Source organism: Halotalea alkalilenta, assembly GCF_001648175.1.
Lineage (GTDB): Bacteria > Pseudomonadota > Gammaproteobacteria > Pseudomonadales > Halomonadaceae > Halotalea > Halotalea alkalilenta_A.
Map to the genome: position 1 here is coordinate 3,640,961 of NZ_CP015243.1, position 24,412 is coordinate 3,665,372.

Genomic DNA, 24,412 nt, shown 5'->3' on the forward strand with positions numbered 1-24,412 from the left:
AATGGCGGCCGTCGCTGGGACCGGTGTCCTGCGGGGAGCGCCAATGATACTGGAAAGCCCCCTCGAGGCGAAGGCGCGGCGTGCTCGGCGGACACACTCGAATGCCGCGCTCGTATACAATGCGCGGGGCGCAACATGCCATGGAGCCACGCATGCCGGTCATATCCCCCGCTTGGCGGTCAACCGCCTTTCGCCTCGATCGCACCTCTCGTACCTGGCTGTTCCTCCCCGGGGCTCTGACCGAAGCCCTGCGCGCACTCGGTACGTTCAGCCTCGAGCCGCTGAGCGAACGGCGGGAGCGGTTGGGAATGGACGAAGCCTGGGCGCTCGGCGTGCGCCCGGGCGGCCCTGCATGGATACGCGAGGTGCTGATGCGTCTCGATGGCGTACCCTGCGTCGCCGCGCGCAGCGTCACCCCCCTGCCCGCCTCGCGCGGCGTCTGGCGCAGCCTGCGCGGGCGTGGATCGCGCCCGCTCGGTGAAAGCCTCTATGGCGACCCTGCGATTCGCCGGGATGCGTTCACTTGGTGCCGGCCCACGCCGAGCGACTTCCTCGGCGTTCTGATCGCGAGATGCGAAGGCGACGACCCGGCTTGCGACCGCACGATCGTTCCCCTGCGAGCCCCGCTGGCGCGGCGTTCGCGCTTTCTCCGCAAGGGCGAGCCGCTGCTGGTGGCCGAGTGCTTTCTCAGCGGGTTCTGGTCGGGCTTCGCCGTGGGCGCGGCAGTACCAAGGCTCACTCCCCGCTGGTCGCTGGCCGAGCGGCGCTTCGCCGGGCAGCGAAGAACCGTTTGAGCAGCCGCCGGGAGGCTGCCGCCAGCAGCCCGGCCTCGACGCTCGGCTGGTGGGCATGCCAGGGCTGCTGGATCAGGTTGGCACGGGATTCGACCATGCCGGTCTTCGGTTCGGCGGCGCCGTACACCACTCGCGCGAGACGCGCGTTGACCGCGGCACCCAGGCACATCATGCAAGGCTCGAGGGTGACGTAGAGCGTGCAGCCGATCAGCCGGTAATTGCCGAGCCGCTCGGCTGCTGCTCGCATTGCGGCGATCTCGGCATGGGCGCAAGGGTCGCAGCGGGAGATCGGCGCATTGTGCCCAACGCCTATGATCTCCCCTTTCGCGTCGACCACCACCGCGCCCACCGGCACCTCGCCCTCGGCGAGCGCTCGATGCGCTTGATCGAGGGCGCGATACATATAGTACTCATCACTTCTTGGCTGCATGCCGATGTATTTCCGTAACCGCGTTGGCGTCACTGAATCGGGATATTCGTTTCAGCCGATCAACGCGTGACATGAATGCTCGAATTCTCAGGTAGAATCGGCTCATTGCGCAGCGTACTGCGGCTGAGCCGTCGACCAGTGGCTCGAGTTTTCCGAACAACTTCTATCGTGTATCACGATCCCAGTCCCGGACGTTGCCAGGAACGGAGCCATGTTGCCCCTAACAGTAAAGGCCAGCGGTGTACTCCGACCACGCTTAGCGCAGCCCATGCACCACCACAGCTGGCCTGCCCGCTACTCACCGCAGCAGTTGTCTCGCCGACTGAGCAAGGCGATCGATAGTGACACCATCGTTCCCTACTTCCAGCCGCTGGTCGACCTGCGCAGTGAGCGAATATCGAGTTTCGAGGTGCTGGCACGCTGGCATGACCAGCAGCTGGGCACGATCCCTCCGGAAGTGTTCATTCCCCTCGCCGAGCGCGAGGGCCTGCTCGACACCCTCTGCCTCGGCCTGGTCGCGCGTGCCTGCGAACAGGCAGCGAGCTGGCCTGGGGATTTCAAGCTCTCGGTCAACGTCACGCCGCCCCAACTGCAGCGCGCCAAGCTGACCGGGCAGTTGATCGATCGGGTCATCGACAGTGGCTTCCCGATCTCGCGGCTGCAAGTCGAGATCACCGAGACCGCGCTGTTCAGCGACATGTCCATTGCGCTCGAAGAGATCGAGCGGCTGAAATGTCTGGGCGTCGGCCTGGTACTCGACGATTTCGGTGCAGGCGTCGCGGGCCTCCACCGACTGCAAAGCTTCCCGTTCGACACGCTCAAGATCGATGCGAACTTCGTGCGCTCGCTCGACAGTCGCCGCGCCAGCCGCAAGATCGTCTCCGCGATCATCGGCCTCGGGCACAGCCTGGGCATGCGCATCGTCGCCGAAGGCGTCGAGGAGCACACCCAGGCCGCTTGCCTGATCGCACTCGGCTGCGATCTTGGCCAGGGCTGGCTGTTCGGCCGTCCACAGCCGGCGACGGAGACCCTTCGCCTGCTTATGGAAAGGGGCATCTCGCCGGCTCCACAAAAGCCGGCGCGCCAGCATCATCGACTGATGGAGCTGCGCACGCTGTATGCCCGACTACCGATGGCTTTGGGCTTCTACGACGCGACCCTTGGCCATGTCGACTCCAACGCACTGTTCCAGCGGGAGATGCCGCATGCGAGCAGGCTGGACGAACGCCGGCTCGACCAACTGCTGCCCCCACCGATGGACCAGGCCTGCCATCAATGGCACCAGCAGCTGCGCCAGGGCGACGACACGGCTTTCGGCTGCTCGCTCGATGCCTCGGGCACCTCGCGGCTCGACGCACACCCAGTCCGGGACGAAGATGGCGTCCTGATCGGGATATCGGTGATCATCGCCCGGCACTGATCACGCGCCGCCGGGTCGCGGGCCGGGTCTTTGCGCATCGTCGATGCCTGCGCCGCGGCGAAGGTGGCCCCTAAAGCCACCAGTCATCGAACGGGGTGACCGGCACCGCACGTTTGTGACGGGTGGCGAGGAACATCGCTTCGACCCGCTCGGCGCAGACGGCGCTCACCTCGCGTCCCTCCAGGTAGTCGTCGATCTCAGCGTAGCGCAGCCCCAGCGCCTCCTCATCGGGCAGCGCCGGGCGATCGTCCTCGAGATCGGCGGTCGGCACCTTGCTCCAGGTACTCTCGGGCGCGCCGAGCTCGCGCAACAGCGCCGCGCCCTGGCGCTTGGTCAGGCCGGTGAGTGGGGTAAGGTCGACGCCGCCGTCGCCGTACTTGGTGAAGAAGCCGGTGACCGCCTCGGCGGCATGGTCGGTGCCGACCACCAGACAGCCGAGCTGTCCCGCCAGCGCGTACTGCGCGACCATCCGCTCGCGCGCCTTGACGTTGCCACGGACGAAGTCCCGCAGCCGGGCCTCACCGCCAAGCACTGCCGCCATTGCCTCCGCGACACTCGCCGACTGGGCATCGGCCGCCGGCTTCACGTTGATCGTGACCACCTCATCGGGGCGGATGAAGCCAAGCGATACCTGGGCATCGGCTTCATCCGCCTGCACGCCATAGGGCAGCCGCACGGCATAGAACGTCACCGCCTCGCCAGCCTCGCGCAGGCCCTCGACGGCGAGCTGGCAAAGCCGCCCGGTGAGGGTCGAGTCCTGGCCGCCGCTGATCCCCAGCACCAGCCCCTTGGCGCGCGTGGCGCGCAGGTAGCGCTGGATGAACTCGACCCGCGCCGCGATCTCGGCGACGGGATCGATTTCCGGCTTGACGGCGAGTTCGGCGATGATGGTCTGACGCAGTGTGCTCATGGTCGTATCGGGCCCGGCAACGATGGAGGGGTGCGCGTGCGAGCCAGGCGACTCGACGCAAGGAGCGCCTAGATTAGCCGCTGTCCTCGCTACTGCCTACCGCGAGGCCGCTCGCCAGACAATGGCGAGCATAGCGCCAGCGACTGGCTCATACTTGGAAGAACGAGCCCGCGGGCTGGTCCGGCATCGACGAAATTAGACTTTGGTCGGCCGAGACCTATTCGGCCTGAGCCGCTCGATATGCAAAAATGACCGCCGCGCCGAACACCGAAGGCGGCCCCAGTCCGTCGCGTCATGGCGGCTTTCGTACGCATCCTCGCAGCCGGAGCGTACGATTTTCATCTCACAGCATGAGCGTTTCCGGGGACATTGAGCGGATGAACCAACCTGCGACAGAAACGGCAGATGTAGTCTTGATCGGCGCCGGCGTGATGAGCGCCACGCTGGCGGTACTTCTCAAGGAGCTCGACCCAGAGGCCAAGGTGGAAATCGTCGAGCAGCTCGACGGCGCCGCTTCGGAGAGCTCCTTCGCCTGGAACAACGCAGGCACCGGTCACGCCGCGCTGTGCGAACTCAACTACACACCACGCAACAAAGATGGCTCGATCAGCATCGAGAAAGCGGTGCGGATCAACACCGCGTTCGAGGAATCGAAGCAGTTCTGGAGCTATCTGATCGAGCAGGGCGCGATCGAATCGGCCCGTCGCTTCCTCAATCCGGTGCCGCACATGAGCTTCGTGCGCGGTGCCAAGGACGTCGAGTTCCTGCGCAAGCGCTTCGAGGCGATGAGCGCCCACCCCTGCTTCGCCGACATGCGCTACAGCGAAAGTCCCGAGCAGATCGCCGAGTGGGCGCCACTGCTGATGCGCGGGCGCAAGGGCGATGACCCGATCGCCGCGACCCGCGTCGACCAGGGTACGGATGTCGACTTCGGTGCGCTCACCCGCCAGCTCCTGCGCCATCTCGACAGCCTTGGCGGTGCACGGGTCAGCTACAAGCAAAGAGTCGCGAGCCTCGAGCGTGAGGCGAACGGCGACTGGCTGCTCGAGCTCGACGTCGACCACGGCAAGCGCAGCCGCCAGCTGCGCGCGCGCTTCGTCTTCGTCGGTGCCGGCGGCGGCGCGCTGCCGCTGCTGCAGAAAAGCGGTATCCCCGAAGCCCAGGGCTATGCAGGCTTCCCGGTCAGCGGCCAGTGGCTACGCTGCGACGACCCCAAGCTGGTGGCCCAGCACAAGGCCAAGGTCTACAGCCAGGCATCGGTCGGCGCACCGCCGATGTCGGTACCGCACCTCGACACCCGGGTAGTGGACGGCCGCTCTTCGCTGCTGTTCGGTCCGTTCGCAGGCTTCACCACCAAGTTCCTCAAGACCGGCTCTCCGCTCGACCTGCCGCTCAGCGTTCGCGCCGACAACCTGCGCCCGATGCTCTCGGTGGCGCGTGACAACTTCTCGCTGGTCAAGTACCTGGTCGGGCAGGTGCTGCAGACGCCGAAGCAGCGCATCGAGGCGCTGCGGGAGTTCTTCCCCGAGGCAAGCGAAGAGGACTGGCGTCTCGAGATCGCCGGTCAACGGGTGCAGATCATCAAGCGCGACGCCAAGCGCGGCGGCAAGCTCGAGTTCGGCACCGAGCTGGTCACCGCGGCCGACGGCTCGCTCGCCGCCCTTCTCGGCGCCTCACCCGGTGCGTCCACCGCGGTGTCTACGATGCTGCAACTGATCGAGCGCTGCTTCCCTGAGCGCTACCAGAGCGAAGACTGGCAGTCCCGCCTTGGCGCGATCTTCACCGCCCGCGCCGGACAGCTGGCCCAGGACGGTAAACGGCTGGCCGAAGTCCGTGAACGTACCCATCGGGTACTCGAGCTCACCCCGCAGCCGGCGCAGGCCTGAAACCCGAGAGTACCCGACCCGAGAGCCTCGCTTCGCGCGAGGCTCTTTTCCTCGCTCCATCTCTTTCTTGCTCCATTCCTCCCCTCTCGCTCACGGCTCAAAGCACCGGCGAGAACAGGTGGGCGACCCGCTCAACGGCCTGGCGCCAGCGCGGCACCGCGTCGAGCTGGGCGCGATCGAGCCGCCGGGCCTGCTCGAAATCACGCTCGAGCATTGCAGCCACCTCCGAGGCGAATCCCTGGTCGAACACCGCCACCATCTGCTCGAAATTGAGCCGCAGCGAGCGGTTGTCGAGATTGGCACTACCGATCACCGCGAAGTCGTCGTCGACCAGCCACACCTTCTGATGGATGAACCCCGGCAGGTAACGGTATATCTCGATACCATCGTGCACCGCTTGGCGAGCGCAGAACTGGCTGGCGAGATAGACGATCAGATGATCGGGCCGCGACGGCACCAGGATGCGCACCTCTACGCCGCGCTGCACCGCAAGCGTCAGCGCCGCGCTCACCGCCTCGTCGGGCACCAGATAGGGCGTGGTCAGCCATAGCCGACGACGCGCCCGATTGATCGCCTCGACCAGCGACAGCATGCAGGTCTCGTAGATATCGGCCGGACCGAAGGGCAGCGCCTGGCAGCGCATCTGGCCTGCGTCCCTGCGCGGCGGCACGCAGAGGGTGGGCAGCTCGCCCGCGCTCCAGTACCAGTCCTCGGCGAAGGTGTACTGCAGGCAACCGACCACCGGCCCCTCCAGTGCGATATGGGTATCGCGCCAAGGCGCGAGCGGAGGCTTGGCGCCAAGATAGAGCAGGCTTACGTTGTGGCCGCCGATGAACGCCTGCTCGCCGTCGACCACCACCAGCTTGCGATGATTGCGGAAATTGATCTGGAAGCGATTGAAGCCGAAGCCGCTCTGGGTGACGAATTTGTAGGCCTTGACGCCGCCGGCGCGCAGCCGCTCGAGGTGGGCGGACGGCAGTCCGTGGCTGCCGATCTCGTCGCACAGCAAATAGACCTCGACGCCCTTGGCCGCCCGCGCGAGCAGCGCATCGAACAGCCGACGGCCCAGCGCATCGTCGGCGATGGTGAAAAACTGCACCAGCACCTGGCGCTCGGCGCGCTCGATCGCGGCGAAGATCGCAGCGAAGGTCGCCTCCCCGTCGACCAGCAGGCGCACCTGGTTGCCGTGCAGCAATGGCATCCGGGTCAGCCTCGCTGAGGCTGGAAGCCCATCGACTGCATCATGCTCGGCGTCCAGATCCCACGGCAGATGCGGTACCCGCTCGCGCATCCGGCGGTTTTCCTGGCGCCGCGCCCCAACGTAGCGCTCGAAACGCGCGCTGCCGAGGACCAGATAAGGCAGCAGCGCGAAATAGGGAAACGACAGCAGCAGCACCGCCCAAGCGATCGCACCCTGAGTGGTGCGCGCTCGACGCACCGCATCGAGCGCCGCAATGATGCCAGCGATATGGACCAGGATCAGGAACAGGCCGAACAGTGAGGTAGTGCTCACGCGGCGGGTTCCGGGACGAGTAGTCGCGCGGAGGAGAAAAGCATTGCGGGATCAGAAGACATCGGCTGGCTCCAGGGGACGGAAATCGTCTCACAGACTAGTCGATTCTCTTACTCGCAAGGAGGTTCCCATGTTCAGCCACATCCAGCTCGGTGCCCGCGCCCCTGGGGCAACGACGCGCAGGTCGGCTCCACTGCATCACGACCTTGGCGGCCGTAAGCTTTGCTTCGTCCCCGCCGCAGCGCTGCCTTGAGCAAGGGTCATACCGGCGGCGGATTGAGCCGGGCAAAGCCCTCCTGGCGATAGTACGGAAAGTAGGGATAAGGCGCCTCGACGGCGCTGACGCTGTCCAGGCGCTTCATCTGCTCGGCGCTCAGGCACCAGCCGAGCGCACCGAGATTGTCACGCAGCTGCGCTTCGTTGCGCGCGCCGATGATCACCGAAGAGACGCTCGGGCGCTGCAACAACCACCTGAGCGCCACCTGGGCGACGCTCCTGCCGCTCTCCTCGGCGCGCTCGGCCAACACATCGACGATGTCGAACAAGCGCTCCCCGTCGACCGGCGGGCCGAAGCTTGCGGTATCGTGCAGTCGACTGAGCTCGGGCAGCGGCGCGCCGCGACGCAGCTTGCCGGTGAGCCGGCCCCAGCCGAGCGGACTCCAGACCAGGGCGCCTACGCCTTGATCCAGCCCAAGCGGCATCAGCTCCCACTCGTAGTCGCGTCCAATCAGCGAGTAGTAGACCTGGTGCGCCACGTAGCGGGGGTAACCATCGCGCTTAGCGATCGACAGCGCCTTCATCAGCTGCCAACCCGAGAAGTTGGACACCCCGACATAGCGCACCTTGCCCGAGCGGACCAGCCCATCGAGGGTCGCGAGCACCTCCTCCATCGGCGTTGCCGCGTCGAAGGCATGGAGCTGGAGCAGGTCGATCGCATCGGTCGCAAGCCGCTTCAGCGCCGCCTCGACCGCACTCATCAGTCGACGGCGCGAGGTGCCTGCATCCTCAGGCCCATCGCCCATCGGTAACCCGATCTTGGTCGAGATCAACGCCTGCGCCCTGCGCCCCGCCAATGCCTGACCCAGCACCCGCTCCGAGGCGCCGAGGGAGTAGACGTCGGCGGTGTCGAAGAGATTCACCCCGGCCTCGAGACAGATGTCGATCAACCGTCGAGCGGCCTTCACGTCGGTATTGCCCCAAGCACCGAACAGCGGCCCAGCGCCGCCGAAAGTGCCGGTACCGAAGCTCAACGCCGGCACTTCCAGCGCGGAGGCACCAAGTGTTCGATACTCCATGGATCGGCTCTCCTTCGTTGGTTCGATTGGCACGTTCACGGCTTCACTCGGCAGCTCGGCGAGGCGCTACCCACCTCGAACCGACCGCGGTCGCCGCGATGCGCCGGCAACATGCTCGGCAGCGACAACGCCGGCACCGCAGCGGCGCACCAAGGCAGCAGTTCGAGTCCGTGGCGCGCGCGGCATCGCGGCTTCTCCATGAGTGGAAAGGAGCCGCCATGATGTCGGAACGCAATTTAAGCGAGTAGAGTTCCCGTCTACCTTTGAGAAGTGAATTAAATTCACTAATTCAGGAACAGTGAATGGACAGCAATCGTTCCGGAGAGATGGAAGTGTTCGTCCAGGTGGTGCAATCGGGCAGCTTCGCCGCCGCTGCGCGGCGCCTGGAGATGACGCCTTCGGCGGTGGCGAAGCTGATCCAGCGTCTCGAGGCGCGGCTCGGCGCCAGGCTGATCAACCGCACCACCCGCAGCTTCCAACCGACCGCCGAGGGGAGGCTGTTCTTCGACCGCGCCCAGGAGATCCTCGCCGACTTGGAGGACGCCGAGAGCGCGGTCGGGCTCGAGGCGAGCGAGCCCCAGGGGGTGTTGAAACTCAACGTCTCGGTGCCCTTCGGCCGCAGGCTTTTGCTGCCGCTGCTGCCCGAGTTCCTCGCCCTCCACCCCCGGATGCGGGTCGATCTCACCCTCACCGACGAGCTGATCGACCCGTTCGAGCAGCACACCGACCTGGTGATCCGCCACGGTGCGCTGGCGGACTCACGGCTGATCGCGCGCTATCTCGGCCGCAGCCCGCAGCTGATCGTCGCCTCTCCCGACTATCTCGCCAGGCGCGGCGTGCCGCGCACGCCTTCCGAGCTCATCACCCACGACTGCATCGACTTCAACTTTCGCCGCCAGCTGAGCGAATGGCGCTTCACCATCGACGGCGAGCAGCGCGCCGTGCCGGTCGCCGGCAGCCTCAGCGCAGGCGACGGAGAAACCCTGCGCGAACTGACGCTCGCCGGAGTGGGTATCAGCCGGCTGACCCGCTTCCACGTCCTCGACGATATCCGGCGCGGCGCGCTGGTGTCGCTGCTCGAACCCTTCGCCAGCGAGGACTCCGATGCGATCCACGCGCTCTATCATGATCGCCGTCACCTCGCCTCGAGAACCCGTGCGATGCTCGACTTCCTCACCGCGCGGCTTCGCCTCGACTGAGCCAGGGCAAATGGTTGGATACCGACCGAGCGGAGCTACCAGGCACAGTCGCAGGCACTGGTTCAGAGGCTATCGATCAACGCCTCCATCCTTCGGCGCATTCCGGCATCGGGCATCCGTCCGACGGCGGCGCCGAGGTTGTCATCGACGTAGCGCGGGTTAGCCATTCCCGGGATCGCGCAGGTCACCGCTGGATGCGAGACCACGTACTTGAGGAAGAACTGCGCCCAGCTCCGGCAGTCGATTTCCGCCGCCCAATCGGGCAGCGCCTGGCCCTGCACCTTGTCGAACAGGCGATCGCGACCGAACGGCAGGTTGACCATCACCGCTACGCCGTTGGCCTCGGCGGCGGGCAGCACGGTCTCGGCCGCGGCGCGATTGTCGATCGCATAGTCGACCTGGACGAAATCCAGCCCGCCGCGCTCGATCCACTCCACCATCTCATCGTGCTGTCGCTCCACCCAGGTGGTCGCGCCGACATAGCGCACCCGTCCCTGGTCGCGGTAGTCCCTGAGAGTCTCCAGCTGGGTTTCGGTGTCCTGGAAATTGTGCACCGCGACCAGGTCGATCATCTCGGTGCCCAAAAGCTCGAACGAACGCTCGATCTGCGCCACGCCCGCCTCACGCCCGCTGCTGCTGACCTTGGTAGCGAGAAACAGCTGGTCACGGATGTCGAGCGATGCGATCAGTTCACCGACCACTCGCTCGGCATCGCCATAGGAGGGTGCGGTGTCGATCACCCTGCCGCCCTGCGCGACGAAACGCTGGAAGGCCTCGCGTAGCGGCACCAGCGCCTCTGCGCTCGCCCCCTGGTAACGCCGCGCGGTGCCGATACCGATCACCGGCAGCGTTTCGTCGGCTGCGGGAATTGGCTTGGTCAGCGGCGCACCTTCGGTGGCCAAAGCCGAGCGCCAGGGGATGTTGCCGGCGAGCATCAGGGCGCTGCTGGCGAGGAGCAAATCACGTCGAGAAAGATTCATCACAACGGCTCCATCTATGCGTTGACTGAACATCGAGGAATTTCCAGTCTAAGCAAAGCACGAGCGGGAACTCATCGCTCATCAGGCCCATCTCAGCGGTAGCGGCGGCGGGGTAGTCCGGCTCACTGCGCCTCGGGCAGCGTGCAGACGTCGACCCATCGGGCCTCGGTCAGCATCGCCAGGCGTTCGGGAGAGATGCGCACCGCGCTGTGGGGGGCGCCTGCCGCCGGCAGGACCTCATCGAAGGCACGCAGCGACTCATCGCAATAGACCGGCACTGGGGTGGCGAGCCCGAAAGGACAAACGCCGCCCACCGGGTGGCCAGTCAAGGCGAGAACCTCGTCGAAACCGAGCAGCTTCGCCTTGCCACCGAAGGTGGCCTTGATCTTGCGGTTGTCGAGCCTTGCGTCTCCACGGGCCACCACCAAAAGCGGCTGGCCGTCGACGCGCATCGACAGGGTCTTGGCGATTCTCGCCGGCGCCACGCCATGGGCGCGGGCAGCGAGTTCGACGGTAGCGGTACTCTCGGCGAGTTCGATCACTTCGATCTCGGGCGCGTGGGTGGTGAAGAAGGCGCGAACCGACTCGAGGCTCATGCTGGGCTCCTCTGCCGCTGGGTGGGAAGGACTGGGGCCGATAGAGCATACCTCCGGCCGCGGCGCCGCTGCCACGTGGTCGAGAGCGGCCAGGGCGTGTCCACTACGCGCTAGAAGCTCAGCGTTCCATCCGCCTTGATCTCGTCGAGGACGAAGAAAGTGCGAACCTGGAGCACATGGGGCAATGCCAGGATACGTTCGCTGTGGAAGCGGTTGAATGCGGGCAGGTCGCGTACCCGGACCTTGAGGAAGTAATCCATGTCGCCTGCGACCAGGTAGCACTCGAGCACCTGCGGCAGGGCCCTGGCGGCGGACGCGAACTGCTCGAAGCTCTGCTGGCTCGAGCGATCGAGTACCACACCGACCATCACCATGGTCTGGCGATCCACCGCTCGCGGATCGATCCGTGCCTGGACCGAGGTGATCACTTTGTCCTCGAACAGCCGCTGGGTGTGCTTCCAGCATGCCGAAGCGCTCAGCCCGACACGCTCCGCCAGCGCACGGTTGCTCAGTCGGCCATCCTGCTGCAGCGCCTGGAGAATCCGGCGGTCGAGCGCGGTGAGGGGCGAGAATCGCTGCTCATCAGCCATAAACAATCTTTCCCCATTTACCAATTTTAGAGAACCATCTTTACTGAATTCGCAAATCGTATCCAGATAATGGCTGCTACGGGCAATAAAAAGAAAGCACCTTCCCCACCGCTGGGTTCTAACATGGAGCGGTCGGCGACAACAATTCCAACCTAGGAGAATCCGCCATGCTCGAGCTGGAAAAACGCTTCCCCCGTGTCACCCTTGGCTACTTTCCCTCCCCCCTGCAGCCTTTGAAGCGGCTGTCGAAGGAGCTCGGTATCGAGCTATGGGCCAAGCGCGACGATGTCTCCTCCGGCCTCGCCTACGGCGGCAACAAGGTACGCAAGCTCGAGTGGCTGGCGGCCGATGCGCTGGAACAGGGATGCGACACCCTGGTGTCGATCGGTAACGTGCAGTCCAACCACACCCGCCAGGTCGCCGCGGTGGCCGCGGTGCTCGGGCTCAAGTGCCGGCTGGTCCAGGAAGAGTGGACCCATTGGGACGACCCGAACTACCACCGGGTCGGCAACATCCTGCTCTCTCGCCTGATGGGCGCGCAGACGCTGCTCGAGGGCGAAGGCTATTCGACCGAGGTCAAGGAGACCTGGGAAAGGGCGCTGGAGCAGGTGCGGCGTGAAGGCGGCAAGCCTTACGCGATTCCCGCCGGTGCCTCGGACCATCCGCTCGGCGGGCTCGGCTACGCCAACTTCGCCGACGAGCTCGCGCAGCAGGAGCGCGAACGGGACCTGTTCTTCGACACCGTGGTCACCGCCACCTGTACCGGTTCTACCCAGGGCGGCATGGTGGTTGGCTTCAAGGCCCAGGATCGCCCGCGCCGGCTGATCGGTATCGATACCGCGGCGAACGCCGAGATGACCCGTGCAGCGGTAACCAAGATCGCCCGCGCCACCGCGGAGATGATCGAGCTTGCGAAGCCGATCCTCGACGAGGACGTGGTGATCGACCCCCGCTTCGCCGGACCCGACTACGGTCTGCCGGACGAAGAGACGATAGCGGCGATCAGGCTCGCGGCGCAGAGCGAAGCCATGCTCACCGACCCGGTCTATGAGGGAAAATCGCTCGCCGGTCTGATAGCCATGGCCCGCAGCGGCGAAATCGCCCCCGGCAGCCGCGTGCTCTACGTCCACCTCGGCGGCGCGCCTGCCCTGGATGCCTACAGCAAAGCATTCGAATGATCATCGACGCCGCCGCGCAACGAGGGCCAGGACATGGACTCGCTTCCCTTACGCTGGGCGGTACCGCCGTCCGGCCACAGCGATGCGGCGATCGTCGTGGCAACGCCATCCGCCCGGCTGCTGGCAGCGCTCGTCGATGCACTCGTCGATGATCCCTGCACTGCGCTACTGGTGGTCGACGATCCCGAACGGCTGTACGAGCTGCGCGCCAGCGCGGTGCTGACGCAGGCGCTGGAACCACTCGGCCGACAAGCGGTGCTGTTGATGCCGGCATGCGACGACCACGCCGCCCTTTTCTGGTTGGGCGGCGTGGTCGGTCATCGCGTGATCGAGCTCGATGGAGAGACGCGCGCCGAAGCGCTGATCGAGGCCAGGTGGCGATGGCACGGTGAAGCGCCACCGCCGACCTGCTAGGGCGTGTCTTGCGGGTCAGCCACGACGCGGGTCGCGACCGATCGGATGGGGCTCTTGGCGAAGACGCGCCAGCTCGATCTGCTTTTGCCGCTCGATCGCGCCCTGGCGGGTCTTCTCCGGCAGATTGTCCCAGCAGTGCGGGCAGCTGACCCCCGGAGCATAGTGCGGCGACTCCCGGTCGGCGACCGAGACCGGGCGGCGACAGGCGTGGCACTGGTCGAACTCGCCCTCGCTGAGGTCGTGCTTGACCGTCACCCGGTTGTCGAAGACGAAGCACTCGCCGCGCCACTTGCTTTCGGCCTCGGGCACCGCTTCGAGGTATTTGAGGATGCCACCCTTGAGGTGATAGACCTCCTCGAAGCCCTCCTCGAGCATGAAGCTCGAGGCCTTCTCGCAGCGAATCCCGCCGGTGCAGAACATCGCCACCTTCTTGTGCCGGCTCGGATCGAAATGGCTGCGGACGAACTCGGGGAACTCGCGAAAGCTCTTGGTCCTGGGATCGATCGCGCCTTCGAAGGTGCCGATGCCGACCTCGTAGTCGTTGCGGGTGTCGATCAGCAGCACTTCGGGATCGTCGAGCAGCGCGTTCCACTGCTCCGGCTCGACGTAGGTACCGACCCGTTTGCTAGGATCGATCCCCGGCACACCGAGGGTGACGATCTCCTTCTTGAGCTTCACCTTGGTGCGATAGAAGGGATGCTCGGCGCACAGCGACTCCTTGTGCTCGAGCCCTTCGAAGCGCGCGTCGCGCTTGAGCCACGCCAGCAGCGCGTCGATCGCCTCGCGGCTGCCGGAGACGGTGCCGTTGATCCCCTCCTCGGCGAGCAGCAACGTGCCCTTGATGTCGCAGGCACACATGAATTCGCGCAGCGGCTCACGCAGTGCGACGTAGTCCTCAAGGGTAACGAACTGATACAGCGCGGCGACGACGATACTGTCGACCGCACCGCTTGAAACTTGCGACATCGGTATTCTCCACAGTGGTCGCCCACGTAAAGGGCGGACCGCGAATGAAACGAATCAAGCCACCGTGACGGCCAGGACGGTGCAGATTCTAGCAGAGCGAGGACGCCCCGCGCAGCGTCCCAGGCGGTGCATCCACCGGTATCCGGGGCGCGATGATCCGGGACGTATGCAGAGCGACGGAAGATGCGGCGGTGCCTCCCGTTCGTGTACCCTATGCGCGCACAGCGCTCCAAAATCGGAGCGATGCGATTCGACCGCATGACCCTCTCGAATCCGATAGCGAGGTCATAGGCGATGCGCACGAAGATCGGGGCACGCCAGCGCTCGCCATCGTGCGGGAGCGAGCACCAGCCGGCTTTCCAGCGGCCCTTCTCTGATTGCCATCATGCCTTCCGAGCTCGACTTGAACCCGCGTCGCGGGGGGCGGGCGTGGTCGGGTCGCCCTATATCTGATCTGGAAAAGCGACGATGGAACGCGAGCATCTGAAGCCTCTCTTCCATGCGGGTCATGGAGTGACCTGTGGGAAATTCATCCTCATCGGCGAGCATTCGGTGGTATACGGCGAGCCGGCGATCGCAATGCCGCTGCACAGCGTGAGGATGAGCGCTCGAGTGGCCCACGGAGCCCCTGAGCACTGGTTCGAAAGCGAGCTCTACCAAGGCCCCCTCGCCCGTCTGCCGGCCTCCCTGACCGGCATCAAAGCCGCGATCGAAGCCTGCCTCGAGGAGCTAGGCGAACGCCCCGATGGACTGAATTTCATCATCGAAAGCGAGGTTCCCACCGAACGCGGCATGGGCTCGAGCGCCGCGGTCGCAGGCGCAGTGGTGCGCGCGCTGTTCGATCTCTATCGGCGCCCGCTGGACCGCGACACCCTATTCGCACTGGTCCAGGTATCCGAACGAATCGCCCACGGCAACCCGAGCGGGCTCGACGCGGTGGCGACCTCCGCCGCCGCGCCAATCCATTTTCAGCGTGGCGAGTTCCGCGACCTGCCGATCGCCTTGACCGGGGTCTTCGTGATCGCCGATACCGGCATCAAGGGCGGCACTCGGCAGACGGTCGCCGATCTCGGCGCGCGCTTCGCGGCTGAGCGCAGCGAGGTCGAGCCGCGTATCCTGCGCCTCGGCAAGCTGACCGAGGAGGCGCGCGGCTGCCTCGCCCACGATCGCCCCGCGCGCCTCGGCGAGCTGATGAACGAAGCCCATGCACAGCTCGCCGCGCTCGACATCAGCAGCCCCGAGCTCGATCGTTTGGTCGAAGCCGCACTGGCGCATGGCGCGCTAGGGGCCAAACTGACCGGAGGCGGACGCGGCGGCTGCATGGTCGCGCTCTGCACCGATGCCGAGGCGGCCAGCGCGGTCGCCCAGGCGCTGCTCGCGAGCGGCGCCCGGCAGACCTGGATTCATCGTTTCGAGGAATATCCCGCATGAGTCATCAGGCGACGGCGATCGCCCACAGCAACATCGCTTTGATCAAGTACTGGGGCAAGCGTGACGAAGCGCGGATGCTGCCGATGAACGGCAGCCTGTCGCTGACGCTGGACGCCTTCTACACCCGCACCCGGGTGCGTTTCTTTCCCGAGCTGGGCGAGGACCATGTGCGCCTCGATGGCCGCGCGCTCGAAGGCGAAGCCGCCCGCAAGGTGAGCCGCTTTCTCGATCGCGTGCGTGCGCTCAAGGGTCACGAGTGGCGCGCCGAGGTCGACTCCTACAACCAGGTGCCGACCGGTGCCGGGCTCGCCTCCTCGGCCTCGGCGTTCGCCGCGCTGGCGGGTGCCGCCAGCCGGGCGATCGGCCTCGAACTCTCGCCGCGGGAGCTTTCGATCCTGGCGCGCAAGGGCTCGGGCTCGGCCTGCCGTTCGATCTTCGCCGGCTTCGCCCTATGGCAGGCGGGCACCGACGACCAGAGCTCCTACGCTCGCCCGGTGCCGGCGTCGAACCTCGACGACCTGGTGATGCTGGTGGTGGTGGTCAATGCAGGCCACAAGGGGCTCTCGAGCCGCGAAGGCATGCGCCGCACCGTCGCCACCTCGCCGTTCTACCCAGCCTGGGTGGAGCACGCGGAGCGCGACCTGGAGCGGATGCGCATCGCCGTGCTGGAAGGCGACTTCACCCGCATCGGCACCTTGGCCGAATCCAGCGCGATGCGGATGCACGCCACCATGCTCTCGGCGGCGCCGCCATTTTGCTATTGGGAAGCTGGCAGCCTGCTGGCGATGAACCTGGTACGACAGCTGCGCGACGAGGGCCATGAGTGCTACTTCACCATGGACGCCGGCCCCAATGTGAAGATCATCGCCCGCGAGGCCACCCTGCCCCGGCTGCGCGCGGCGCTGGGCGAGCATTTCGGCGAAGAGGCGCTGATCACCGCCCGGCCCGGCCCGGGGCTGCGTATCGAGGACGCGGAGGCGCCTGAGTGTCGATGATCGAAGAAAAAGCGCCAGGCAAGCTCTACATCGCCGGCGAGTATGCGGTGATCGAGCCCGGCAACAGCGCCATCCTAGTCGCCGTCGACCGCTTCCTGCGCGTGCGCCTCGAGCCCACCGAGGGACTCGGCTCGCTGGCCTCGAGCCAGTACGGCCGCCTGCCGGTACGCTGGCGCCGCAGCGGCGATGCGCTGGTGCTGGATCGCGAGGAGAACCCGTTCGACTACGTGCTCTCGGCGATCTCGGTAACCGAGAAGTACGCTCGCGAACACGGCCGGTCGCTGGGTATCTATCACCTCACCATCGACAGCCAGCTCGACGACTTCTCCGGGCGCAAGTACGGTCTCGGCTCGAGCGGCGCAGTGACGGTGGCGACGATCAAGGTACTGGCGCGTTTCTATGATCTGACCCTCTCACCGCTTACGCTGTTCAAGCTCGCAGCGCTGGCGCAGATCGACATCCAGCCCAACGGCTCGTGCGGCGATCTTGCCGCCAGCGCCTACGGCGGCTGGATCGCCTATACCGCCTTCGACCGCGACTGGGCGCGGCGCGAGCGTGCCGGCCGCTCGGTCAGCGCCATGGTCGAGCTCGACTGGCCGCACCTCGAAGTGCGCCCGCTGCGCGCGCCCTTCGACCTGCGCCTGATCATCGGTTGGACCGGCGCGCCGGCCTCCACTCCCGCTCTGGTGGCGATGGTGCAGGCGCGAAAGCAGCGCCGCGAGACTCACTACGAAGAGTTCCTCGCCGGCGCCAAGGCCTGCCTGGCGTCGATGATCGACGCCTTCGACACCGGCAGCACCGCACGCATCCAGCAACAGGTACGGATCTATCGCAAACTGCTCCACGCGCTCGGCCAAGGGGCCGAGACCGGCATAGAGACCCCCGCGCTCGATCTGCTCTGCGCGGAGGCGGAGCGCTTCGGCGGCGCGGCCAAGACCTCCGGCGCCGGCGGTGGCGACTGCGGCATCGCGCTATTCGACGATTCGATCGACCTCACGCCACTGTTCGAGGCTTGGACGCGGGGCGGTATCCTGCCGCTGACGCTCCAGGTCTTCGATGAAACGAGGCATCCGAGATGAGCCACCAGCAACGCAAGGACGACCACGTCGCGCACGCGCACGCGCTCTATCGCGAGCGGCGGATCAACGACTTCGACCATCTCGACTTCGTCCATCACTCGTTCCCGGAGCTGGACTGCGTGGCGATCTCGCTCGCCACTCGCACACGCGCCTTCGCCTGGCCCTTTCCGTTCTACATCAACGGAATGACCGGCGGCAGCGCGAAGACGCTCGAGATCAACCGCCAGCTCGGCGAAGTCGCGCAGGCCACCGGCCTTGCGATCGCCTCAGGCTCGCAGAGCGCGGCACTCAAGGACCCGAACGTGCGCGCATCGTTCAGCGTGCTCAGGGAGCGCCACCCCAACGGCTTCGTGCTCGGCAACGTCGGCGCGGGCGTCTCTCCCACCCAGGCCGAGCAAGCGGTGGAGATGCTCCACGCCGACGCGCTGCAGGTGCACATCAATGCGCCGCAGGAACTGGTGATGCCGGAGGGAGACCGCGAGTTCGGCGCCTGGCTCGACAACATCGAGGCGATCCGCGCCCGGGTCGGCGTGCCGGTGGTGGTCAAGGAGGTCGGCTTCGGAATGAGCGAGGAGACCGCCTTCCGGCTGCGCGAACGCGGCGTCGAGCTGGTCGATGTCAGCGGCCGTGGAGGCACGAATTTCATCGCGATCGAGAACCTGCGCCGCAGCGCCCAGGAGTATGACTACCTCGAAGGCTGGGGGCAGTCCGCGGTGGTCTCGCTGCTCGAGGTCTCACCGCACATGGGGGCGCTCGACGTGCTCGCCTCGGGCGGCGTGCGCCATCCGCTCGACGTGCTCAAGGCGCTGGCGCTCGGCGCTCGGGCGGTCGGGGTCTCCGGCCGGGTGCTGCACATCCTGCTGAGCGAAGGGCCCGAGGTCCTGATCGAGACCCTGGAGGCGTGGAAGGCCCAACTGCGAACGCTGATGGCGATGGTCGGCGCAACCACGGTCGAAGAGCTGCGCCATACCGACCTGCTGATTCGCGGACCGGTCCGCGAGCACTGCGAACTGCGCGGCATCGATCCGATGACGTATGCACGCCGCGCCCGGTCCGCGCGCCACGGCGGCTAACGCCCAGCACCGGCGCCAAGCGCGAAGACGATGAGCAGGCTAGAGTGATCGATGGCGCCCGGATCGGCGCCATCCTTCATTCGCTCAGGAGCTTCGCGATGCCTCACGTCACCCCGATCATCGTTCGCGGCTACCACCTCGACGTCTATCGACACGTCAACAATGCCCGCTATCTCGAGTTCATCGAAGAAGCGCGCTGGGCGCTGTTCGACGAGGTCGATGCGCTCGCCTGGATGGAGCGCCACGGGGTTGGCTTCGTGATCGTCCACATCGACATCGACTTCAACTCCTCAGCCCGCCTCGGCGATCGCTTAGAAGTGCGCACCGAACTCAGCGATGCGATCACCGAAGGGGCGCGCAGCGCGCGCATGACCCAATCGATCCACTGCGGCGAGCGCCAGGTCGCCGAAGCGCGAGTGGTCTACGTCTGCATCGATCTCACCAGCGAGCGGGCGCTGCCGATCGAAGGCGAGCTGTTGCAGACGCTCGAAAGCTGGCGCCAGCGCTACGTCTCGGCCTGATTCGGTCCAATCGTTGAGGTTAGAACACACACTTCGCACCGTGCTGGATGGTCTGCGAAGTAGACCGCTACAGCGCGCTTGCCTGGCACACCAAATAAAAAAGCCGGGACGCGATGTCGTCCCGGCTTTGGCCGCTATCTGGCATCGATAGGCTGATGCCGGATGCAGGGTTGCCTATTGTTGACGTGGCAGAGCGTAGGCGATCACATAGTCGCCCCGGTTATCGTTGGTACCCGTACGCGTGGCGCCACCCGCGACGACCACCACATACTGGCGCCCATCCTCGCCGATGTAGCTCATCGGTGCTCCTTGGCCGCCTACCGGCAGACGGCTACGCCAAAGCTCCTCGCCGCTGTCGTTGTCAAAGGCCCGGACGTAGTAGTCCAGCGAGCCATGGAAGAAGGTCAGCCCGCCCTTGGAGACGAGCGGCCCTCCCATGGTGGGCATGCCCAGGGGGATATGCACTCCCGGGGTGATGCCGAGGACTGGCGCGTCCTGAATGCTACCCACCGGTACCTGCCACTTGGTTTCGCCACTGGCCAGGTCGATCGCGGTCATGGTGCCGAACGGTGGCTTGAAGCAGGGGACACCCAGCGGGGAGACGAACATCGAGCGTTCGACACCCCAGGGCGTGCCGAGCTGCTTGGAGTATTCACCCTCGGTGCTGGGCTGCAGACCGATCCGCTCTGCTTCCTCTCGCTTGATGAAGCGCCCCCATTGGGCCATTCGGATGTCGTTGACGAGCAGTGTGCCCGTTGCTGCATCCACTGCGCCGCCGCCCCAGTTGAAGCCACCATAGTAGCCCGGGAAGATCAGCGTGCGTTGCTTGTCCGACAGCGGAGTGAACTCGCCCTCCCAGCGCATCTGCTTGAACTGGATACGGCAATAGAGCTGGTCGAAGATCGTCGCGCCCCACATGTCCGACTCACGCAGGGGATCGGCGCCAACCGACAACGCAGAGTATGGCTGGGTCGGTGCGGGATTCATCCCTTCGACCGCATCCGTTGCTACCGGGCGCTGTTCGACCGGTACCACCGGAGTGCCGTCGCGGCGATCGAGGACGAAGATCTGACCGCGCTTGGTCAGTGCGATCAGGATGGGGGTGGTGGTCCCATCCGCTTTGGGCAGATCGTAGAGAATCGGCTGGGCCGACACGTCGTAGTCGAACGGATCGCGGTTAGCGGTGCGGAAGTGCCAGCGCTCCTGACCGGTCTTCAGGTCCACTGCAACGATGGAGTCGTTGTACTCGTCGGAATAGGAATGGCGGTTGCCGGTCCAGAAGTCGGGCGTCTGGTTGCCGGTGGGGAAGTAGGCCAGGCCCAGTTCCGGGTCGTAGGAGGCAGTGCCCCAGAAGTTCGGCGTCTCTGGTGCGTAGGTCTCTCCGGGCGGCAGCGGAGTGCTGTCGGAGGCGCCACGAGAGGCGTCCCAGGCCCACAGGAGTTCACCAGTCGCAACGTTATAGCCGCGTACCACGCCAGAGGGTTCGCCGACCGTCAGATTGTCGTTGAGGCGTCCGCCGACCATGACGACGCCGTCGGCCACCAAGGGAGCGGAGGTGACATTGTAAGAGCCCTCGTCGCCACCTTCGACGTCCGGAGTCAGCCCTTCGGTCAGGTCGACGAATCCTTGATCACCGAAATCCTCGCACAGCTTGCCGGTTTCGGCATCGAGCGTGAACAGGCGGCCGTCGATGGTGGTGCTGACCACGCGCTTGCGGCACATCGCCGGCGCGGCGGCGACCATGCCGGCATCACCGACGGGCTCGTCGGTAGCGGCGTCCAGGCTCAGCGCGTCCAGGTCGGTATAGCCGACGCCGCGGCAGCGTTTCCAACCCTCGGTGCTCTCGGTGATCTTCGCTTGGGGATCGAAGCGCCACTTCTCCTCGCCGCTCACCGCGTCCAGAGCGATCACTTTGCTCAGCGGAGTGCACAGGTAGAGTGTGTCGTCGATTTTGAGCGGAGTTACTTGGTATTCAGCGCCATCCACAGCCAAATCACCGGTGCGATAGGTCCAGGCGACTTCCAACTGGTCGACGTTGTCTTTGTTGATCTGGTCGAACTGAACGTACCGCTCCCCCAAGCCGTTGCGGCCATAGGCGGGCCAATCGTTCCCGTCGGCGTCTCCCGCAGAGGGGTTGATCTGTGCCGCTGGTGCTGTGTTCTTGGCGACTACGGTCGGGTGTGGGCGGAACATGCCCGCTACCAGACCTGCCAAAGCGATGAAACATACCGCAGCGAGGGCAAGCGAGACTTTGACGCCCAGCACTGGCTGACCTGATTTGCCGCGCAGCTGCGGTGCGAACAGAGAGAATACCAGGGCGACGACGATGAACACGATCAGGCGTGGCACTAGCTGCCAGAAGTCAGTGCCGACTTCTGACAAGGCCCAGATCACGCTGTAGCCCAGGAGGATCAAAGCGACCCATAGTGCATAACCAGCACGACGTGCCAGACCGACCCCAGCGATGGTCAGCAACAGTCCTGCAAAGAGATAAAACCATGCGCCACCAAGTGACGCTAACCAGACTCCTCCAGCGAAGAGCCCCAAGCCTAGCAGGGCGGCAATGCTCCCCAAGGCTAAGGTGACGATTTTCAATTCTTTCCCTCCGATCCCGTTATTAGATACAGCCATGCGTCAATCTGACGCAGCGGGACGGAATGATATACCTCCACCGGAGTAGATGTTAATAATTCTTTTTTAGATGCGTGGCGCTCGGTTTTATGCTTGCAGAACCGCTGGCGGCGCCACATGCACATGGCTTGGGTGCTGTACCGAGAACATGGGGCAGCGGTGATTGGACGCGAGTCGCTGGTTGGAATCGATGATATAGCCGGCGTGGTAGCAGCATGAACCGCCCAGGGATTCTCGGAGGCTATTTGATTCAAGTGGCCATGCTGCCAGCGCTTCAGCAGATCTCCGTTTGACGGTTGCAATTGGTTTCAGCCTCAGCCGGTCGAATATAGCCGACCGGGTGAATCCGCCAAATTGACCACAGAAGCCCTCGAGCTCATCGTCACCAGCGGCGGCATCGCGACCTCAGCGCCTGAACGTTTGAGGCTAGGCCTCGACCTGATCGATCCAGTCGTTGAGGTTGTAGTAGTTGGTGACCCGCGCCACCTTGCCGTCGAGGATCTCGAAGAAAGCGCCGGCGGGCAGCAGGTAACGCTGGCCGTAGGCTTCGGGCAGGCCTTCATCGCTTGCCAGGTACTCACCATGGACGACGAACTCGGCAGCGGCGCGACGGCCATCGCTCGAGGTCATCACCACCACTTCGTCGATCCGCTCGCGATAGCAGCGGTTCATCTTGGCCATGAAGTCGGCGAACGCCTGCTTGCCGATCTGGCGTTCGCCCTGGTTGACGTCGTGGGCGATCTCATCGTGGAGCAGCTCGAGGAAAGCCTCCATGTCGCCTGCGTTGAACGCGGCGTAGTAGGCTTCGATCAGCGCTTCGGCTGTCATAGGCGGGTTTTCCTTCTCTCGGCGTGGTCGTTGATCCATTGGACGAGCGGCGGCGACTGCGCGATTGGAACATCGCGGGACGCAGTGCCGCTCCATCCGCTCGCAGCGGACATGATAAGGTCTCAGGCGTTCCTTCGACATCCTTGAACGCGACGCCCGCATGTCGCTCGACGAGACTCGACGCATGGAAATTCGATTGCTCACCGGCGCGCGGATGCGCGATCACGTGGATGCCCTCGCCCGCCTGAGGATCACGGTATTCCGTGAGTTTCCCTATCTCTACGATGGCGACATCGACTACGAGACCCGCTATCTCGATACCTATGCCCGCAGCGAGCAGAGCCTGTGCGTGCTGGCGATCGACGCCGGCCGCCCGGTCGGCGCCGCCACCGGCATACCGCTCGACGCCGAGACCGAGGAGTGCCGGCAGCCGTTCGAGGCCGCCGGTATCGACCCCGCGGGGGTCTTCTACTTCGGCGAATCCGTGCTGCTGCCGGCCTATCGCGGCCGAGGCCTCGGCGTGCGCTTCATCGATGAACGCGAAGCCTACGCCAGGCGCCTTGAGCGCTTTCGCCTCTGCGCCTTCTGCGCGGTAGAGCGCCCGCTCGACCACCCTCGCCGTCCGCCCGACTACCAGCCACTGAACGCCTTCTGGCGCAAGCGCGGCTTCGCGCCAGCCCCTGGGCTGGCTACCAGTTTCCGCTGGCGCGACATCGACGAGGCGACCGAGAGCGCCAAGCCGATGAATTTCTGGGTCAAGGAGATCGCCGGGTGATCCGCGTTGCCGCCTGTCAGTACAAGATCGAACTGTTCGAGCAGTGGGACGACTACGCCGAGCATCTCACCGCGCTATGCGAGGATGCCGCGGCCGAGGGCGCCCAGCTGCTGCTGCTGCCCGAGTATGCCGGGCTGGTGCTCAGCGGCCAGCTCGGGCGCGATCGCGAAGACCTCGCCGCCACGCTCTCCGGCATCCAGCCGCTGGTGCCACGCTGGCATGCGCTGTGCGCCGAGCTTGCCCGCAGCCTCGGGGTCTACCTGCAGCCCGGCAGCCTGCCGGTGCGCGACGCCGATGGCGCCTACCGCAATCGCGCTTGGCTGTTCGGCCCGCAAGGCGAGCTCGGCCATCAGGACAAGCTGATGATGACGCGCTTCGAGCGCGAAGAGTGGTCGGTGGTCAAGGGCAGCGGGCTCGAGGTCTTCGATACCCCGCTCGGACGGCTGGGGATCCAGATCTGCTACGACAACGAGTTCCCCATCGCTTCGCGACGCCTCGCCGAGGCCGGCGTCGAGCTGGTGCTCGCACCGAGCTGCACCGATACCGAGGCGGGCTTTTACCGGGTGAGGACCGGCGCCCGGGCCCGGGCGCTGGAAAACCAGTTCGCGGTGCTGATGGCGCCCACCGTGGGCGAGGCGCCCTGGTCGCCGGCGCTCGACGTCAATCTCGGTCGAGCCGGGCTCTACGTGCCGTCCGATCGAGGCATGCCGGCCAGCGGCATCGTCGCTGAGAGCGCGACGCTTTCACCGCCGCGCAGCCAGTGGCTGATCGAGGATATCGATCTCGACGCGGTGCGTCGGGTTCGCGAGCAGGGCCAGGTGTTCACCCGGCGCGACTGGGTGGAGCAGTTCGAACCCGGGCAGCTCACCCTGCGCAGCGCTAAAGCAGCACCGCACTGACCGAACCAA

General features: G+C 65.6%; 23 protein-coding genes. 13 read left to right on the forward strand and 10 right to left on the reverse strand.

The features are described 5' to 3' along the window. The first annotated feature begins 152 nt into the window (after positions 1 to 152). Positions 153 to 794, forward strand: a complete 642-nt coding sequence (locus A5892_RS16295; RefSeq protein ID WP_064123680.1) for a chorismate--pyruvate lyase family protein — start codon at positions 153 to 155, stop codon at positions 792 to 794. Here A5892_RS16295 and tadA read toward each other — a convergent pair. Continuing rightward, a complete protein-coding gene (tadA, locus tag A5892_RS16300; RefSeq protein WP_082890518.1) occupies positions 736 to 1,224 on the reverse strand; it encodes a tRNA adenosine(34) deaminase TadA in 489 nt (162 codons plus the stop codon). The genes A5892_RS16295 and tadA overlap by 59 nt on opposite strands. Positions 1,225 to 1,492: 268 nt before the next feature. Between tadA and A5892_RS16305 the strand changes: the two genes are divergently transcribed. Next, positions 1,493 to 2,644: an EAL domain-containing protein gene (locus tag A5892_RS16305; protein ID WP_064123682.1), complete on the forward strand. Its 1,152-nt coding sequence runs from the start codon at positions 1,493 to 1,495 to the stop codon at positions 2,642 to 2,644. Between the two features lie 70 nt (positions 2,645 to 2,714). Here the strand turns inward: A5892_RS16305 and nadE are convergent, their stop codons facing one another. Beyond that, complete coding sequence (nadE, locus tag A5892_RS16310) at positions 2,715 to 3,554, reverse strand: ammonia-dependent NAD(+) synthetase (RefSeq protein ID WP_064123683.1); 840 nt, start codon at positions 3,552 to 3,554, stop codon at positions 2,715 to 2,717. 350 nt (positions 3,555 to 3,904) lie between these two features. Between nadE and mqo the strand changes: the two genes are divergently transcribed. Then, on the forward strand, positions 3,905 to 5,440 hold the full coding sequence (mqo, locus tag A5892_RS16315; RefSeq protein WP_411431757.1) for a malate dehydrogenase (quinone): 1,536 nt from the start codon (positions 3,905 to 3,907) through the stop codon (positions 5,438 to 5,440). 97 nt (positions 5,441 to 5,537) lie between these two features. Here mqo and cls read toward each other — a convergent pair whose 3' ends face one another. Together cls and A5892_RS16325 are read right to left on the reverse strand one after the other, a co-directional pair. Beyond that, positions 5,538 to 6,953 (reverse strand): cardiolipin synthase, encoded by a 1,416-nt coding sequence (gene cls / locus A5892_RS16320; RefSeq protein ID WP_064123685.1) that lies wholly within the window; start codon positions 6,951 to 6,953, stop codon positions 5,538 to 5,540. Between the two features lie 260 nt (positions 6,954 to 7,213). Further along, positions 7,214 to 8,248 carry an aldo/keto reductase gene (locus tag A5892_RS16325; protein ID WP_064123686.1) on the reverse strand — a complete coding sequence of 345 codons (1,035 nt, stop codon included), beginning with the start codon at positions 8,246 to 8,248 and terminating at the stop codon, positions 7,214 to 7,216. Positions 8,249 to 8,550: 302 nt separating this feature from the next. Between A5892_RS16325 and A5892_RS16330 the strand changes: the two genes are divergently transcribed. Next, positions 8,551 to 9,447 carry a LysR family transcriptional regulator gene (locus A5892_RS16330; RefSeq protein ID WP_064123687.1) on the forward strand — a complete coding sequence of 299 codons (897 nt, stop codon included), beginning with the start codon at positions 8,551 to 8,553 and terminating at the stop codon, positions 9,445 to 9,447. A gap of 62 nt (positions 9,448 to 9,509) precedes the next feature. Here A5892_RS16330 and A5892_RS16335 read toward each other — a convergent pair whose 3' ends face one another. From A5892_RS16335 to A5892_RS16345, 3 genes are all read right to left on the reverse strand, one after another. Next, a complete protein-coding gene (locus tag A5892_RS16335) occupies positions 9,510 to 10,427 on the reverse strand; it encodes an aldo/keto reductase (protein WP_064123688.1) in 918 nt (305 codons plus the stop codon). 122 nt (positions 10,428 to 10,549) lie between these two features. Next, positions 10,550 to 11,023, reverse strand: a complete 474-nt coding sequence (locus A5892_RS16340) for a YbaK/EbsC family protein (RefSeq protein ID WP_064123689.1) — start codon at positions 11,021 to 11,023, stop codon at positions 10,550 to 10,552. Between the two features lie 110 nt (positions 11,024 to 11,133). After that, a complete protein-coding gene (locus A5892_RS16345) occupies positions 11,134 to 11,613 on the reverse strand; it encodes an Lrp/AsnC family transcriptional regulator (protein ID WP_064123690.1) in 480 nt (159 codons plus the stop codon). Between the two features lie 167 nt (positions 11,614 to 11,780). On the opposite strand from A5892_RS16345, the gene A5892_RS16350 reads away from it, so the two are divergent. Continuing rightward, entirely contained in the window at positions 11,781 to 12,791 is a 1,011-nt protein-coding gene (locus tag A5892_RS16350) for a 1-aminocyclopropane-1-carboxylate deaminase (protein ID WP_064123691.1), read from the forward strand. A 33-nt stretch (positions 12,792 to 12,824) separates the two neighbouring features. Continuing rightward, complete coding sequence (locus A5892_RS16355) at positions 12,825 to 13,205, forward strand: hypothetical protein (RefSeq protein WP_064123692.1); 381 nt, start codon at positions 12,825 to 12,827, stop codon at positions 13,203 to 13,205. Positions 13,206 to 13,220: 15 nt separating this feature from the next. On the opposite strand, the gene trhO is transcribed toward A5892_RS16355, so the two are convergent. After that, positions 13,221 to 14,171 (reverse strand): oxygen-dependent tRNA uridine(34) hydroxylase TrhO, encoded by a 951-nt coding sequence (trhO, locus tag A5892_RS16360; protein WP_064123693.1) that lies wholly within the window; start codon positions 14,169 to 14,171, stop codon positions 13,221 to 13,223. Between the two features lie 468 nt (positions 14,172 to 14,639). Here trhO and mvk point away from each other — a divergent pair, with 468 nt between their 5' ends. The 5 genes from mvk (at position 14,640) to A5892_RS16385 (ending at position 19,270) form a co-directional block, all read left to right on the forward strand. Next, positions 14,640 to 15,602 carry a mevalonate kinase gene (gene mvk / locus A5892_RS16365; protein WP_064123694.1) on the forward strand — a complete coding sequence of 321 codons (963 nt, stop codon included), beginning with the start codon at positions 14,640 to 14,642 and terminating at the stop codon, positions 15,600 to 15,602. Beyond that, complete coding sequence (mvaD, locus tag A5892_RS16370; protein ID WP_064123695.1) at positions 15,599 to 16,597, forward strand: diphosphomevalonate decarboxylase; 999 nt, start codon at positions 15,599 to 15,601, stop codon at positions 16,595 to 16,597. Before mvk ends, mvaD begins: the two co-directional genes overlap by 4 nt. Next, the gene (locus A5892_RS16375; RefSeq protein ID WP_064123696.1) at positions 16,594 to 17,676 is read left to right on the forward strand and encodes a phosphomevalonate kinase; all 1,083 of its coding nucleotides are present in this window, start codon (positions 16,594 to 16,596) and stop codon (positions 17,674 to 17,676) included. The genes mvaD and A5892_RS16375 overlap by 4 nt, the downstream gene beginning before the upstream one ends. Continuing rightward, positions 17,673 to 18,749 (forward strand): type 2 isopentenyl-diphosphate Delta-isomerase, encoded by a 1,077-nt coding sequence (fni, locus tag A5892_RS16380; protein WP_064123697.1) that lies wholly within the window; start codon positions 17,673 to 17,675, stop codon positions 18,747 to 18,749. Before A5892_RS16375 ends, fni begins: the two co-directional genes overlap by 4 nt. A 98-nt stretch (positions 18,750 to 18,847) precedes the next feature. Continuing rightward, positions 18,848 to 19,270, forward strand: coding sequence for an acyl-CoA thioesterase (locus A5892_RS16385; protein WP_064124564.1), 423 nt, complete (start codon positions 18,848 to 18,850; stop codon positions 19,268 to 19,270). Positions 19,271 to 19,444: 174 nt separating this feature from the next. Here A5892_RS16385 and A5892_RS16390 read toward each other — a convergent pair whose 3' ends face one another. Both A5892_RS16390 and A5892_RS16395 read right to left on the reverse strand, forming a co-directional pair. Next, positions 19,445 to 21,865: a membrane-bound PQQ-dependent dehydrogenase, glucose/quinate/shikimate family gene (locus tag A5892_RS16390; protein ID WP_223302710.1), complete on the reverse strand. Its 2,421-nt coding sequence runs from the start codon at positions 21,863 to 21,865 to the stop codon at positions 19,445 to 19,447. Positions 21,866 to 22,327: 462 nt separating this feature from the next. Beyond that, positions 22,328 to 22,729, reverse strand: coding sequence for a ketosteroid isomerase-related protein (locus A5892_RS16395; RefSeq protein ID WP_064123699.1), 402 nt, complete (start codon positions 22,727 to 22,729; stop codon positions 22,328 to 22,330). Positions 22,730 to 22,913: 184 nt separating this feature from the next. On the opposite strand from A5892_RS16395, the gene A5892_RS16400 reads away from it, so the two are divergent. Next, positions 22,914 to 23,504, forward strand: coding sequence for a GNAT family N-acetyltransferase (locus tag A5892_RS16400; protein WP_064123700.1), 591 nt, complete (start codon positions 22,914 to 22,916; stop codon positions 23,502 to 23,504). Continuing rightward, the gene (locus A5892_RS16405; RefSeq protein WP_064123701.1) at positions 23,501 to 24,403 is read left to right on the forward strand and encodes a carbon-nitrogen hydrolase family protein; all 903 of its coding nucleotides are present in this window, start codon (positions 23,501 to 23,503) and stop codon (positions 24,401 to 24,403) included. Before A5892_RS16400 ends, A5892_RS16405 begins: the two co-directional genes overlap by 4 nt. The last annotated feature ends 9 nt before the right edge of the window (positions 24,404 to 24,412 follow it).